13 protein-coding genes are annotated in these 14,796 nt (G+C 31.6%); 7 read left to right on the top strand and 6 right to left on the bottom strand.

The genetic code is table 11. The features are described 5' to 3' along the window. Window positions 1–2: 2 nt before the first annotated feature. Window positions 3–1,193: an aspartate aminotransferase family protein gene (locus FRY74_RS04360; RefSeq protein WP_147099005.1), complete on the top strand. Its 1,191-nt coding sequence runs from the start codon at window positions 3–5 to the stop codon at window positions 1,191–1,193. On the opposite strand, the gene FRY74_RS04355 is transcribed toward FRY74_RS04360, so the two are convergent. Further along, entirely contained in the window at window positions 1,190–1,990 is an 801-nt protein-coding gene (locus FRY74_RS04355; RefSeq protein WP_147099002.1) for a TIGR00266 family protein, read from the bottom strand. The genes FRY74_RS04360 and FRY74_RS04355 overlap by 4 nt on opposite strands. A 57-nt stretch (window positions 1,991–2,047) precedes the next feature. Next, a complete protein-coding gene (locus FRY74_RS04350) occupies window positions 2,048–3,904 on the bottom strand; it encodes a B12-binding domain-containing radical SAM protein (RefSeq protein ID WP_147099001.1) in 1,857 nt (618 codons plus the stop codon). A gap of 61 nt (window positions 3,905–3,965) precedes the next feature. Here FRY74_RS04350 and ctlX point away from each other — a divergent pair, with 61 nt between their 5' ends. Beyond that, complete coding sequence (gene ctlX / locus FRY74_RS04345) at window positions 3,966–4,889, top strand: citrulline utilization hydrolase CtlX (protein ID WP_147098999.1); 924 nt, start codon at window positions 3,966–3,968, stop codon at window positions 4,887–4,889. A 3-nt stretch (window positions 4,890–4,892) separates the two neighbouring features. On the opposite strand, the gene FRY74_RS04340 is transcribed toward ctlX, so the two are convergent. Next, window positions 4,893–5,144, bottom strand: a complete 252-nt coding sequence (locus FRY74_RS04340) for a hypothetical protein (protein ID WP_147098998.1) — start codon at window positions 5,142–5,144, stop codon at window positions 4,893–4,895. Between the two features lie 125 nt (window positions 5,145–5,269). Between FRY74_RS04340 and FRY74_RS04335 the strand changes: the two genes are divergently transcribed. From FRY74_RS04335 to FRY74_RS12865, 4 genes are all read left to right on the top strand, one after another. After that, window positions 5,270–6,169 carry a M23 family metallopeptidase gene (locus tag FRY74_RS04335; protein ID WP_147098995.1) on the top strand — a complete coding sequence of 300 codons (900 nt, stop codon included), beginning with the start codon at window positions 5,270–5,272 and terminating at the stop codon, window positions 6,167–6,169. 1 nt (window position 6,170) lies between these two features. Continuing rightward, entirely contained in the window at window positions 6,171–7,334 is a 1,164-nt protein-coding gene (locus FRY74_RS04330) for an endonuclease/exonuclease/phosphatase family protein (protein WP_147098993.1), read from the top strand. A gap of 111 nt (window positions 7,335–7,445) precedes the next feature. After that, window positions 7,446–9,737: a type IA DNA topoisomerase gene (locus FRY74_RS04325; RefSeq protein ID WP_147098991.1), complete on the top strand. Its 2,292-nt coding sequence runs from the start codon at window positions 7,446–7,448 to the stop codon at window positions 9,735–9,737. A gap of 3 nt (window positions 9,738–9,740) precedes the next feature. Next, window positions 9,741–9,881 carry a hypothetical protein gene (locus FRY74_RS12865; protein WP_170227944.1) on the top strand — a complete coding sequence of 47 codons (141 nt, stop codon included), beginning with the start codon at window positions 9,741–9,743 and terminating at the stop codon, window positions 9,879–9,881. A 1-nt stretch (window position 9,882) separates the two neighbouring features. On the opposite strand, the gene FRY74_RS04320 is transcribed toward FRY74_RS12865, so the two are convergent. Further along, window positions 9,883–10,776, bottom strand: a complete 894-nt coding sequence (locus FRY74_RS04320; RefSeq protein ID WP_147098989.1) for an alpha/beta hydrolase — start codon at window positions 10,774–10,776, stop codon at window positions 9,883–9,885. A gap of 2 nt (window positions 10,777–10,778) precedes the next feature. Beyond that, window positions 10,779–11,366 carry a hypothetical protein gene (locus FRY74_RS04315; protein ID WP_147098987.1) on the bottom strand — a complete coding sequence of 196 codons (588 nt, stop codon included), beginning with the start codon at window positions 11,364–11,366 and terminating at the stop codon, window positions 10,779–10,781. Between the two features lie 171 nt (window positions 11,367–11,537). Between FRY74_RS04315 and FRY74_RS04310 the strand changes: the two genes are divergently transcribed. Continuing rightward, window positions 11,538–13,403 carry a peptidase U32 family protein gene (locus FRY74_RS04310; protein WP_147099765.1) on the top strand — a complete coding sequence of 622 codons (1,866 nt, stop codon included), beginning with the start codon at window positions 11,538–11,540 and terminating at the stop codon, window positions 13,401–13,403. 1 nt (window position 13,404) lies between these two features. Here FRY74_RS04310 and mnmE read toward each other — a convergent pair whose 3' ends face one another. Beyond that, window positions 13,405–14,796, bottom strand: coding sequence for a tRNA uridine-5-carboxymethylaminomethyl(34) synthesis GTPase MnmE (mnmE, locus tag FRY74_RS04305; RefSeq protein WP_223265823.1), 1,392 nt, complete (start codon window positions 14,794–14,796; stop codon window positions 13,405–13,407).

Below are 14,796 nucleotides of genomic sequence, written 5' to 3'. Positions count from 1 at the left end.
CAATGTCTTCAAACAGAATAGCTACATTTTTAAACCTTCAAGGACAAACTAGTCCTTCTCCTTATTTAATAGATGTTGACAAAGCTCAAGGCATTTATTTTTGGGATAAAAATGGTAAAAGATATATGGATATGATTGCAGGTGTTGCTGTTAACAACATCGGTCATAGTCATCCAAAAGTAATTTCTGCTATAAAAAATCAGTTAGACAAACATTTACATGTAATGGTTTATGGAGAGTATTTACAAGATGCTCAAATAGATTTAGCTGAGAATTTAGCTTCGATTTTACCTTCAAACTTAAATTGCTCTTACATTGTAAACTCAGGAACAGAAGCAAATGAAGCTGCGCTTAAACTAGCCAAAAGATATACTGGAAGACAAGCATTAGTAGCTTGTAAAAATTCTTACCACGGAAGCACACATGGAAGCTTAAGTGTAACAGGTAATGAAACTAAACAAAGTAATTACAAACCTCTATTACCTAACATCCAATTTATTGAGTTTAATAATATTGATTCTTTAGATATAATTACAAACAAAACGGCAGGAGTATTAATAGAAACCATTCAAGGAGATGCTGGATTAATAAAACCAACTCAAGAATTTCTGGTTGCTTTAAGAAAAAAATGTACTGAAACTGGGGCTTTATTAATTTTTGATGAAGTGCAAGTTGGCATGGGAAGAACTGGAAAGTTCTTTGCTTTTGAGCATTATAATATCATTCCAGATGTATTAACTTTAGGTAAAGCCTTAGGTGGAGGAATGCCTATTGGAGCTTTTATTTCATCTACTGAAATAATGCATTGTTTAACCCATAATCCGATGCTTGGCCACATTACAACATTTGGTGGTCATCCAGTAATTTGTGCTGCAGCAAATGCATGTATAAATGTTTTGAAAGAAGAAAGCTGGATTAAAGAAACTGAAAGTAAAGGTCAGTTTTTAGAAGATATATTAATTCAATCTTCTGCTATAAAAGAAATTAGAAGAGCAGGGTTATTTTTTGCTATTGAAATGGACTCTTTTGAAACAGTCAAAAAAGTTGTAGAAAATTGTTTAAAAAAAGGATTAATTGGGTTTTGGTTTCTATCTACTCCAAATGCATTTCGCCTATCTCCCCCTCTATCTATAACAACTAAAGAATTAGAACAAGCTGGTAAAATAATTTTAGATAGTATTAATACTATCTAAAACCTATTATCACCATCCAACAAATCACCTAAACCCCCTAAAATACTTCCTTCTCCTTTCCTACTTCCTCCCATTCGTGGAGCAGATGCAATAATTCTATCGGCTAATCTACTAAAAGGTAAAGATTGCACCCATACTTTTCCAGGTCCTTTTAATGAAGCAAAGAAAACACCTTCCCCACCAAAAAATGTATTTCTTATTCCTCCAACAAATTCGATGTCATAATCAACATCTTTAGTTAAAGCTACCAAACAACCAGTATCTACTTGTAGTTTTTCTCCAGGATTTAAAGTTTTTTCAACTATAGTTCCCCCAGCATGAATAAATGCAAATCCATCACCTTCTAATTTTTGCATAATAAACCCTTCTCCCCCAAAAAATCCAGCTCCTAATTTTTTCTGAAACTCAATTCCAACAGCAACTCCTTTTGCTGCACATAAAAAAGCATCTTTTTGGCAAATAATCTTTCCTTGATATTCTGTTAAATCAAAAGGAATAATTTTGCCCGGATAAGGTGCCGCAAACGTAGCATGTTTTTTACCCTGCCCTTCATGTGTATAAGCGGTTAAAAACAAACTTTCTCCCGTTAATAAGCGTTTTCCTGCAGAAAATATTTTACCAAAAACACCTGTATCTTGCCCTGAGCCATCACCAAAAATGGTTTGCATTTTTATGTCTGTGTCTTTCATCATTAAACTTCCAGCTTCAGCTATTACAGCTTCTTGTGGATCAAGTTCAATTTCAACGCACTGCATGTCGTCTCCTAATATTTTATAATCTATATCGTGTGCACTCATAATTTTAAATTTAAATGAGCTTAAAAATACAAGATTTGAAATAAAATGAAAAGTTAATTATTCTAAAAAAAAGGCTATTAATCCATCTGGATGTTCAGTGGCTTTTACATCAAAATCAAACCAATCAGATAAAGGCACATCATAACCTAAACCATTTAAATAATTATGTAAAGCTAGTTTTAATCCTTCAGAATATTTTAAGTGATCAGCTCCAGTTGGGTCTTCATGAAACAAATCATTTTCGGCAAAACCTTTAAACTTTGGACCAATAATTTTAATGCCAAATTCTTCTGGATTTTTACCAATAGGACTATGAGCTGTTGCAGTAAATTGATGCCAAAATGCTGATTGAATGCAATTAGATTCAAACAGCTGACGAACTATTTCTAAAGCGTCTATTGTTTCTTGTTCAGTCTCTGTTGGAAAACCATACATTAAGTAAGCGTGCACCATTATATTGCTATTCGAAAAAGATTTGGTTACTCGAGCAACTTGAGCAATATCAACTCCTTTCTTCATTTTTTCTAACAATCTATCTGACGCTACTTCCAATCCTCCAGTTACCGCTATACAACCAGATTTTGATAGCAATTCGCATAATTCGGGGGTAAAAGTTTTTTCAAATCGAATGTTAGTCCACCAAGAAATATAAACTTTACGTTTGATTAATTCTTCCGCTAAAGCTCTAAGCATTTTTGGAGGTGCAGCTTCATCCACAAAATGAAAACCATAAGTTCCTGTTTCTGCTATAATTTTTTCAATTTTATTTACTAAATCAACGGCTGTTGTGTTTTGGTACTTACTAATATAGTCGAGATTAACGTCACAAAAACTACACTGTTTCCAGTAGCAACCGTGAGAAACCGTTAGTTTATTCCACTTTCCATCACTCCATAAACGGTGCATAGGATTCATTACATCTAGAAAGGATAAATATTGATTATGCAATAATCCTTTGTAGCTTGGAGCAGGTAAATTTGAATGATGATAAATAGTATTTGGTAATTTGTTTTGATAAACAACTTTTCCGTTTTCTATTAAATAGGTACGTTCTAAATCTTGTTGTTCTATTTTACCCGCAATAAATTCGGTTAATTTTAAAAGAGGTCCTTCACCATCATTTAAGGTAATAAAGTCAATATATTTAAAAATTCTTGGATCCGATAATGATAACAACTCTGTATTACAATATCCTCCACCAAAAGCTACTTTAATATTTTTATGATGTTTTTTTAAGTATTGACCACATCGTAATGCTGAAAATAAATTACCTGGAAAAGGTATTGTAAAACAAACCAAATCAGGATTATGAGTAGCAATTTTATTGGCCAACAACAATAATAACTGATCTTCAACAATGGTTGTTTCATAACCTAAATATTCATCTATTTCATCAAAACTACTTGCTGCAGTAGCAATATGTTCAGCATATTTTGTAAATGAAAAAAACTCGTCAACATTAGCTTTTATAAAATCGCCTAATTCTTCAATAAACAATGTTGCTTTATGTTTGGCTTTATCAATAATACCTAAAGCACCAAAAGCCCAATCTAACTCCTCATCTTCTGGTAATTCACGATGCGATTGAGGCAAAAAACCTTCTTGTAAAATTTGATAAGCCTCAGTAACTTGATGATGTTGCAAAAACTTAATTACTCGCTCTACCTTATTAATATATTCCTGTTTCTGTTCATAAACTTTAGGAAACTGAAAGCTATTATGCTGTTGAGCTATGTTAAAAGCATTTGAAATAAAATCTTTAGTAAAAACCTTATTAAATAATTCGATACTTAAATCACACTGCTCAACCTCTAAATTTTGCGCATCTAAAAACCCTTTTAAATAAGCTGTTGCAGGATATGGTGTGTTTAACTGAGTAAACGGAGGAGTTATTAATAAGGTCTTTATTGACATGGGCTAAAGGTAATATTGAAATTGTTTTATCACAACTAAAATTCGCTAATTTTAGCTTTTTATGAGCCAACAATCAACAAAACATATTTTCTTAGTTAAACCAGCTAATTTTGGGTTTAATAATGAAACTGTTCAATCAAATGCATTTCAAAATACCATTAAAGAAAGTAACACATCTTTAAATGAGGTGGTATTAGCAGAATTTAATGATTTTGAAAACACTTTAATTTCAAATGGTGTAAACGTTATTGTTTTTAATGATACTTCCACTCCTATTAATCCTGATGCTATTTTCCCGAATAATTGGATTTCACTGCATGAAATTGGAAAAGTAATTATCTATCCAATGTTAGCACCAAATAGAAGAACTGAAGTAAATGAAGATTTTATAAATCAAATTGCTACTTGTTTTGAAATTAAAGAGCTTGTAGATTTAAGGCATTATGAATCTCAAAATAGATTTCTAGAAGGAACCGGTAGTATAGTTTTTAATCATAAAGCTAAAATTGCTTACGCTTGTTTATCGGAAAGAACCGACAAAAAAATATTTGAAGAAGTGTGTGAAATTTTAGGCTATCAACCCATAAGTTTTAAATCAGTTGATAGTAATAATAATCCTATCTACCATACAAATGTAATGATGTGTATAGGAACTAAGTTTGCAACTATTTGTTTGGAAAGCATAAAAGATATTCCTGAAAAAGAAAAAGTTATTTCTTCATTAAAAAAATCAGGTTTAGCAATAGTTGATATTGATTATCAGCAACTAAAAAGCTTTGCGGGGAACATGTTAGAATTAACTAATAAAGACAACAATAAAATAGTAGCACTATCGCAAAGTGCATTTAACAGCTTAACAATTACTCAAAAGCAAGTAATAGAAAATAATGCGAAGTTGCTTCCTTTAAAAATACCCACTATTGAAACTATTGGTGGCGGTAGTGCTCGCTGTATAATTGCTGAAATTTTCTTGGAAAAGAAATAGCTATTAATTTCCTAAATGAGACTTCATTTCTGCAACAAGCTCATTTCTTAAGCCGGCAAATTCGGTCTTGTTCAACTTATGATCGGCTTCATCAATAACCATTTCTAAAAAACGATTATAAAAAGCTAAAGACTTTTCGTCTTCTTTATTAATAATTGCTTTTAAAACCTCACGGTCTTCCCTATCAATTAAGTCTTTATATTTAAATATTTCATCTATTTGAAATAATGCTCCTGTTTTATCTATAACCTCCATATTTTATAAATTTAAAGTAGTTTACTAAAATTAATAAATTAGTCTAATAAAATAAACAAAAAGGTGTTATTATCTTTAAATATATAGTTAAAAGAATAGTACTCTATTTATTTAATTTCGTCGAAATGAGATTTATTATTTTTATTGCTTTCTTATTATTTAGTGTTTTATTAAAAGCAAATACCAATACTTTTATTATTGACTCAGATTCTTCTTCAACTGAAGAGATTACATCTGCAAAGAAGAAAGTAAATACAACTAAAAACGAAATTCAACTTGTGAATCGTTTTGACTGGTTTGTTGATTCAATAAACAATACTCTAAACGATACGGTTTCTCATTACGATTGGATTACAAATGATATCCATTTTAGAAAGTTTGATTTCTCAAAAGTTGAAGATACTTTAATGGTTTTATTAAATGATAGTAATGATTATTTTACTCCTCCAGTTAAAGGAAATGTTACCTCAGAATTTGGAAAAAGGCGTTGGCGATACCATTACGGAATTGACATTGATTTAAATACTGGAGATACAGTTCAGTCTGCTTTTGGTGGGAAAGTAAGAATATCAACCTATAGTAAAACATATGGAAATGTGGTTGTAGTTCGCCATAATAATGGTTTAGAAACTATTTATGCTCATCTTTCAAAACGATTAGTAGATATAGATTCTAACATTACTACTGGAACAGTAATCGGTTTAGGAGGAAATACCGGTAGAAGTTATGGGAGCCACCTACACTTTGAGGTTCGCTATTTTGATGAAGCATTAGACCCAAGAGATATTATTGCTTTTGAAGATTTTACCACGCACAACGATACCTTAGCAATATCTGAATGTAGTTTTGCTTATCGAGATGAATTAAAACTGCTTAATGCAATTAAATACCACAAAGTAAGAAGTGGTAATACCTTAGGACATATTGCCGCTAAATATGGAACTTCTATCTCTACCTTATGCCGATTAAATGGTATTCGTCGAACAAAAATATTACAAATAGGTGAACGTATAAGAGTTAGATAGAATGGAACTCACAAGCGATAAACATTATATCAATCATAATCTAAACGTTTATTACAACGAAATTAAATCATTCTCTAAGAAAAAAACATTTCTTAACTCCCCTTTTTATTCATCTCATCATCAAGAATTAAATGAGGTAATTAATGGTTTAGAATGGGATAATACGCTCTCTAAAACATTTCCCAATAAGGAAATATTACGTATTGTTTCATGGAACATTGAACGAGGCAAACAGTTGGATTATCTTATTGATTATTTTAAGACAGAAAAGGAACTTACCAAAGCAGATGTGATTTTAGTAATAGAAACCGATAACGGTATGGGCCGAACCAAAAATAGAAATGTTGCGAAAGAACTTGCTGAAGCTTTACAGATGAATTATTGCTTCTCCCCTTCTTATTTAGTTTTAGGAAAAGGTGCCATTGGAGAAACGGAACATTCCGACCAAAACACATTAGCTCTTCACGGAACAGCTATTTTATCAAAATATCCTATACAATTTGCCGAAGGAATTGAAGTTCCTCCAGTAAAAGAAGTGTTTCATAGTTCTGAAAAACGCTTAGGTTGTAAAAAAGGATTAGTAGCTCAAATTGAAGTAAACAATAAGACGATAAGTTTCGGAGCAATTCATATTGATTTAAGTTCAACTGCACAAGACAGAGCAAAGCAGTTGGGAGCAATAATAAGCGCATTACCAAAAAGTGATATTCAAATTGTAGGAGGAGATTGGAATTGTGGCACATTTAACTTAAGAAGAAAGTGGGAAATCATTACTCAGTCTTTTAGTAAGTTAGTAACTATTGGTTTTGCTGGAGCTATACAGCATTACATGACTCCAGAACTAAAATTTGAGAAGCCTTTATTTAATCTTTTAACTGAAAAAGGATTTGATTATAATACCTACAATGACAGAACTAAAGGCACATTGTATTTCGATATGAATGATATGCTAACCAATGAGAAAACAGCTAAGTTTATTCCTAATTTTTTAGTTAAAGAGTTAGAAAGAAGATTAAAACCATGGAATGGTTGTGTTCCATTAAAAATTGACTGGTTGGCTGGTAAGGGCGCTAAATCAATTAACGCTCAAACCATAGAAAAACCTCAAATTAATAACACTCGATTGTCAGACCATAATCCCATTTATGTGGACATAGGAATTTAAATTTTGTTATTAACAAACCTTGTTAAAATTTAGTTTAAAATGAAGCTGTTTTAGTACTTAAAATACTGAGGTTAATCTGTATTTTGCATTAAAAAGAATTAAAAGAGCTAAATGAAAGTTTGTATTGCCGAAAAACCAAGTGTTGCACGAGAAATTGCTAGTGTTTTAGGTGCCAATACTAAAAGGGATGGTTATTACGAAGGGAATGGATATGCCGTAACTTATACTTTTGGTCATTTATGCACACTTTTAGAACCTAACGATTATAGACCTGAGTGGAAAAGTTGGAACCTGAACAACTTACCCATGTTACCCGATAAGTTTAAAACAAAAGTTGTTAAAAATTCAGGCATTCAAAAACAGTTTAAAATTGTAAAAAGTTTATTCGATAAAGCAGAATTAGTTATCAATTGTGGGGATGCTGGTCAAGAAGGAGAATTAATACAACGCTGGGTAATAGACCAAGCTGGATATAAAGGTAAGGTTCAACGATTATGGATATCTTCACTTACAACTGAAGCTATAAAAGAAGGCTTTGAAAATTTAAAACCCTCAGAGAAATATGATAATTTATATTATGCCGGTTTTTCAAGATCAATAGGCGATTGGTTGTTAGGCATGAATGCCACCAGACTTTACACTTTAAAACATGGTGGGTATAAGCAAGTTTTATCTGTTGGCCGTGTTCAAACACCTACGCTTGCAATGGTGGTAAACCGGTTTAAGGAAATAGAAAACTTTAAACCTACTCCCTTCTGGGAATTACAAACCCTTTACAGAGATACATTGTTTAACTGTGAAGAAGGACGATTTACCAACAAAACAGATGGAGAAAAACTAGCAAACAAAGTAAAAGCAAGCGATTTTGAAATTGTATCTGTAGAAAAAAAGAAAGGAAGCGAATATGCACCAAAATTATTTGATTTAACAGGTCTTCAAGTTTATTGTAATACTAGATTTGGTTATTCCGCTGATGAAACCCTTAAAACAGTTCAAAAACTATATGAGCAAAAAGTGGTTACTTACCCAAGAGTAGATACTACCTTTTTACCAAATGATGTTTATCAAAAAGTTCATGGAATTTTAGAAAAATTAACTAATTACCAACAACTTACTCAACCATTATTGGGTAAAAAAATACGAAAATCAACTAAAGTTTTTAATGATAAAAAGGTTACTGACCACCATGCAATTATTCCAACTGGTGTTCAAAACCATATGAATCAACATGAAGCAAAGGTTTACGATACAATTGTAAGACGTTTTATAGCAGTCTTTTACGAAGATTGCTCAGTAAGTAATACTGCTGTAATTGGAAAAGCAGACGAAGTAACTTTTAAAACAACAGGCAAAGAAATAACAGCTAAAGGATGGCGAGTAGTTTTTGAAACTTCTAATAGCGATGAAGATAAAGAACCAGATTTACTACCTATCTTTACCAAAGGTGAAAAAGGGCCTCATCAGCCTACATTTTTAGAAAAAGAAACCAAACCACCTAACATGTTTACTGAAGCAACTTTGCTTCGAGCAATGGAAACAGCTGGTAAGCAGGTTGATGATGAGGAACTACGTGATTTAATGAAAGATAATGGTATTGGGAGACCTTCTACTCGTGCAAACATTATTGAGACTTTATTTAGGCGTAAATACATTGTAAGAAATAAAAAACAGTTAGTTCCTACATCAACAGGAATACAGCTGATAGATATTATTCAAAATAAACTATTGACATCAGCTGAATTAACTGGTACTTGGGAAAAGCAATTGCAGGAAATTGAAAAAGGCAATTACAATGCAGGCACATTCATCAAAAACATGAAACAAATGGTTGATGAATTAGTTTATGAGGTAAGAATGGAAAGAGATAGTGCTCAAATTTCTCATGTAAACCATGTAGCAGAGAAGAAAACAAAATCATCTAAGAAAGGCAGAATAACCAACGAAAAATGTCCTAAATGTAAAGAAGGATCAATTTTAAAAGGTAAAAAAGCTTACGGATGTAGTAATTATAAAAATGGCTGCAATCTATTGTTACCATTCAATTTTAAAGATAAAAAATTAACCGAAAAACAAATTATTAGGCTTTTACAAAAAGGGAGTACAACTACAATAAAAGGATTTAAAACTAAAACTGGACAGATTGATGGTATATTAAGCTTTAATGACAATTTTGAATATCAACTCACTCAAAAAGCTTCAAAAACAATCAAACCCAAAACAGACACATTAGTTTGTCCAAAATGTAAAAAAGGAGAAATAATAAAAGGTAAAACAGCCTATGGTTGTAGTGCTTACAAAACAGGATGTAATTTCAGATTTACTTTTGATGAAGTTAGAACAAAAGCAGCTAACCATAAGCTTACAAAAGAATTAGTTTATAATATATTAAGCGGTAAAGTTTAAGCTATGTCTAAAAAAGAAAAAAACACAAAGAATAAGGCTAAACACTCCAAATTAATGGACCGAAAGAAAAACAAGAAAAAACTGGAGAAAGAAACAACCAAACAACGTCTAAAAGAAATTTTAGAAAAATCAAAGTCTAATTAACTTACAATTTTATAAAGCTATTTAATTTAGATAAATAGTTACTATACCCCATATATATTTGAATTTCACCATGGTCAGCTCCTTGTATTTTATGAGCTTCTTTATAGATTCCATTATAATTATTATAAACAACCTGACCATGAGTTTCTATATTCAAAAACAGGTCATTTGTCCCATGCACCCACATTAATGGTTGATTAACTTTTTTTATTTCTTCGGCATTTTCAATTTCTAGCGAAGTAACGAAAGAACCTGGAAGATTCAAGACACTTGCATCTTGCACCATTACTTCTATTGATGCGTATGGAGCTTCTAAAATTAATTTTGAAGGAGTTAATGACCTAGGGTTTGCAGTTAATTGAGTTGCAGGACCAGTCCCCATACTAAAACCATACATTATTAATCTATCATTAGTTAATCCTTTCCCTTTTAACCATTGTAAGCCAGCATCAATATCTGCATATAAACTTGCTTCTGAAGATTTACCATCACTTAATCCATAACCTCTATAATCAATCATTAAAACTCCATAATTGTTTTTTCCACCAGTATGAGCTAATAATTTTGCTCTTTGCCAATAAAAATCCATATGCCATTTATTACCATGGCAATACATAATTACAGTATCTGTATTTATTGTATTTAAATCACCAATATAAAGAGCATAAATATTTGTTGGAGATGTTTCTGAAGGTGCTAAAGAATTTAAAGTGAAAATATTAATATAATTATTAGAAATATTAAAACTATTATCTAAAACAAAATCTTGCTCACCATTATAAGCATCTAATTTATACTCATCAATACTATTATCTGAATTGAAAAAATTATCATCTAATTTAAAACAACTAGAAAATGTAAAACCGATAATAATAAGTAATAACCTATATTTCATAGTTAAAATTTACGAGTTAACGTTAGATAAATCCCTATCGCACCTTTCCCATTTATTCCTTTGTAATCAACTACATTAGGAGTGTTATTTAAATAAGGAACCAAATACTTTGATTCAATATTATAATTCCATTTTTTTCTTACATATCTAAACCCAATTTGAGGACTATATAACCATCTATTTTCTTGAGTTTCTTCGTGGGCTTTAACTCCTGAAAATTCAAACCAATTATCTATACCAACATAAATAAAACTAAGTTGAGGTTTTAATTCCCAATACAAATTAACATCAAGTTGAGGCCAAACTTTAAAGTTATTTTCTCTCAAGTCTGTTGCGATATTTAAAGCAGGAGTAACACTTAATCCTATTCTTAAGCTATCACTATAATATAATCCATAACAAGCACCAATATCTGTTTGTAAAACTCCAAACAATAAAGATGTTGTATGAATACTTCCAAAGCCTGTTAATTTATCTGTAATGCCTTGAGCGTAATTTAATGAAGTAAGAGGCATTGGTATTGTTTTACCTGCAAATCCAATTAAAGGCCCTCCTAAATGAAAATCTACCGTTTTTTGATTTTTTTGCAAAGGTCTAACCACCCTAGATGGCATGCACCCTACAAACAAAAGGCTGACTATAAATATTATATATAAAATTGAAGCTTTAATCCCTATATTTTTCTGCAATATATAAAATATAGTGGAAATATTACTAAATTATTTATTTCCATGAAATAAATAATGACTTTTGCAATACGTATGAAAAAGAAAGTTGAAATACTCGCTCCTGCAAAAAACTTATTTCAAGGAATGGCCGCAATTAATGCTGGTGCAGATGCAGTTTATATTGGAGCTCCTCAATTTGGAGCTAGAACAAATGCTACCAATTCGGTTGAAGATATTGCTGAATTAGTTGAATATGCTCACCTATTTAAAGCTCAAGTTTTTGTAGTGATTAACACTATTTTATACGATAAAGAATTAGAAGCTTGTAAAAAGTTAATTCATGAACTTTACAACATAAAGGTAGATGCATTAATTGTTCAGGATATGGCAATCATGGAAATGGACTTACCTCCTATTGTTATTCATGCAAGTACTCAAGCAAACAATAGAGATCCAAAGCATGTTAAGTTTTTAGCTGATGCTGGAATGAAACGAGTGGTTTTAGCTCGTGAATTAAACCTAGATCAGATTAAAGAAATACATGAAGCTACCGATGTAGAACTAGAATTTTTTGTTTCTGGTGCTTTGTGCGTTTCGTTTAGTGGGAATTGCTACATGAGTATAGCTGGTGGCGAACGAAGTGCTAACAGAGGCTCTTGTGCACAAAACTGTCGCTTACCATACAGCTTAACTGATGGAACTGGAAAAACATTAATTTCAAACAGCCATTTATTATCCATTAAAGATTTAGACTTAAGCGATCAACTACCTAATCTTATTGAAGCTGGTGTTACTTCTTTTAAAATTGAAGGTCGTTTAAAAGACTTAGTATATGTAAAAAACAACGTTTCTTTTTTAAGAAAAAAACTGGATGCTTTTCTTGAAAATAACGATGAATTTCAAAAAGCTTCTTCGGGTAGAACCTTTTATAATTTTGAAGCTGAGATGGATAAAAGCTTTAACCGTGGTTATTCCGATTATTTTGTAAATAAGCGAACAAAAAAAATTGGTTCATGGGAAAGCCCTAAATCACAAGGACAAGTAATTGGTAAAGTAGTTGAGTTGACCAAAAAAGGTTACATCATCGAAAATGCTGACAAGCTAAACAATGGCGATGGTCTTTATTTTATAAATGAAAATAATGAGGCCGATGGTGTTCAAATAAATACGGTTGCTAATGGATTGGTTATACCAAATAACTATAAGTCAATAAAAGTTGGCACCATGATTTACCGTAATGCTGATGCAGAGTTTACCAAATTGGTTGAACGTGAGGACAGTGCAATTCGTAAAATTGGCGTAACATTATCGTTTACTGAAGCAGCTAATGGATTTGAATTAATTGCCATTGACGAAGATGGTCATAAAAGCACATCAACACTTGAAATAGCAAAAGAAGTAGCGAAGAACGAACAATCTACGTTACCAAATATTGAGAAAAACCTTAAAAAAACGGGAAACACACCATTTATTGTTGACGACATTAAAATTGAGTTTTCTGAAAATTGGTTTTTACCAATTTCTAAAATTAACGACATTAGAAGAACAGTTTTAGAAAATTTAGTTGAAACAAGAGTTAAAGAGTATCATGTAGAAGTATTTCAGATTACAAAAACAGACCATCCCTACCCTGTTAAAGAATTAGACTTTACCTACAATGTAGCCAATAAACTATCGAGAGAATTTTACAAACGCCACGGTGTTACCGAAATTGAAAAAGCATTTGAATTGCAATGGGACCCGGGAAAGGCTCGTGTAATGGTTACCAAATATTGTGTGAAATACGAATTGGGTAAATGCCCTCGCTTTCAACGAGAAACCATGGGCGAAAAAGTGATTGAACCATTAACCTTAAAAAATGGACCAAATGAATACAAGCTTAAATTTAACTGCAAGCCTTGTGAAATGGAAATTTGGGAAAAAGATGCTGAATTAGAATTTGAAGAGGAAGAGTTTTAGGTTATTTGCCGATACAAAATTTAGAGAAAATATTATCAAGCAAATCATCGGTAGTAATCTCACCAGTAATTTCACCCAATTGATGTAAAGCTTGGCGAATATCCATTGCTAAGAAATCACCAGTAATGTTCACATCCAACCCTTCTAATACTTTTATAAGCGATTCGTTTGCTTTAGATAAGGCTTCAAAATGACGAGCATTGGTAACAATTACATCTGTATTTTGTAATACACCATCCTTTACAAAATGGTACAATTGTTCTTTAATGTTATCAATATTTTGCAGTTCTTTTGCAGATGTGAAAATCACATTTTCTATTCCCTCAAATTTTGCTTCAATTGTTGTTAAATCACTCTTATCAATTTTATTGGCAATAACTATTAATCGTTTATTCTTTCCTTCTATTCTATTTTCAATGTTGTTTACATCTTTTTTTAGCTGCTCTTTAGAAATACTAGAAGCATCAACCAACAATAAAATTATAGAAGCACTATCAATTTTCTCAAACGATTTTTTAATTCCTAAGCCTTCAATTTCGTCAGTGGTTTCTCTAATTCCAGCAGTGTCAATAAATCGGTAACTAATTCCATTAATTACAATTTCATCTTCAATGGTATCTCTAGTTGTTCCTGCAATGTCAGAAACAATTGCACGCTCTTCATTTAATAAAGCATTCAACAAGGTCGATTTTCCTACATTAGGTTCTCCAACAATTGCAACAGGAACACCAGTTTTAATTACGTTTCCGTAATCAAAAGAGTTAATTAAAAGTGTTAACGCTTTATTTAGTTTTAATACTAATTCTTTTAAATCATCTCTATCAGCAAACTCTACATCTTCTTCTCCAAAATCTAATTCTAATTCTATTAACGAAGCAAAATGAATTAATTCGTTTCTTAATTTTTGAATTTCATTACTAAAACCTCCTCGCATTTGGCTCATTGCCAATTCATGCGAACTTTCTGAATTTGCAGCAATAACATCAGCCACAGCTTCTGCTTGACTTAAATCCATTTTACCGTTTAAGAAAGCTCTTAAAGTAAATTCTCCAGGACCAGCAGCTTTTGCTCCGTTTTTTAATAAAAGTTGTAAAACTTGTTGTTGAATATAGGGAGAACCATGTGTAGAGATTTCAACCGAATTTTCTCCTGTAAATGATTTTTTACCTTTAAAAACAGTTACCAATACTTCGTCAACTATTTTTTCTCCGTCTCTTATTGTTCCAAAATGTGCAGTATGAGATTCAACTTGTGTGATATCTTTACCAAAAAACACTTTATTACTAATATTTATAGCATCTGCACCAGACAAACGAATAACAGCTATTGCTCCAATTCCTGGAGCTGTAGCTATGGCACATATTGAGTCTGATATTTGGTTATGAGTTTGCAC

Source organism: Vicingus serpentipes, assembly GCF_007993035.1.
GTDB classification, from domain to species: Bacteria; Bacteroidota; Bacteroidia; order Flavobacteriales_E; family Vicingaceae; genus Vicingus; species Vicingus serpentipes.
The sequence above is the reverse complement of the archived record's forward strand: the minus strand, read 5'-3'. Positions and strand labels throughout refer to the sequence as shown.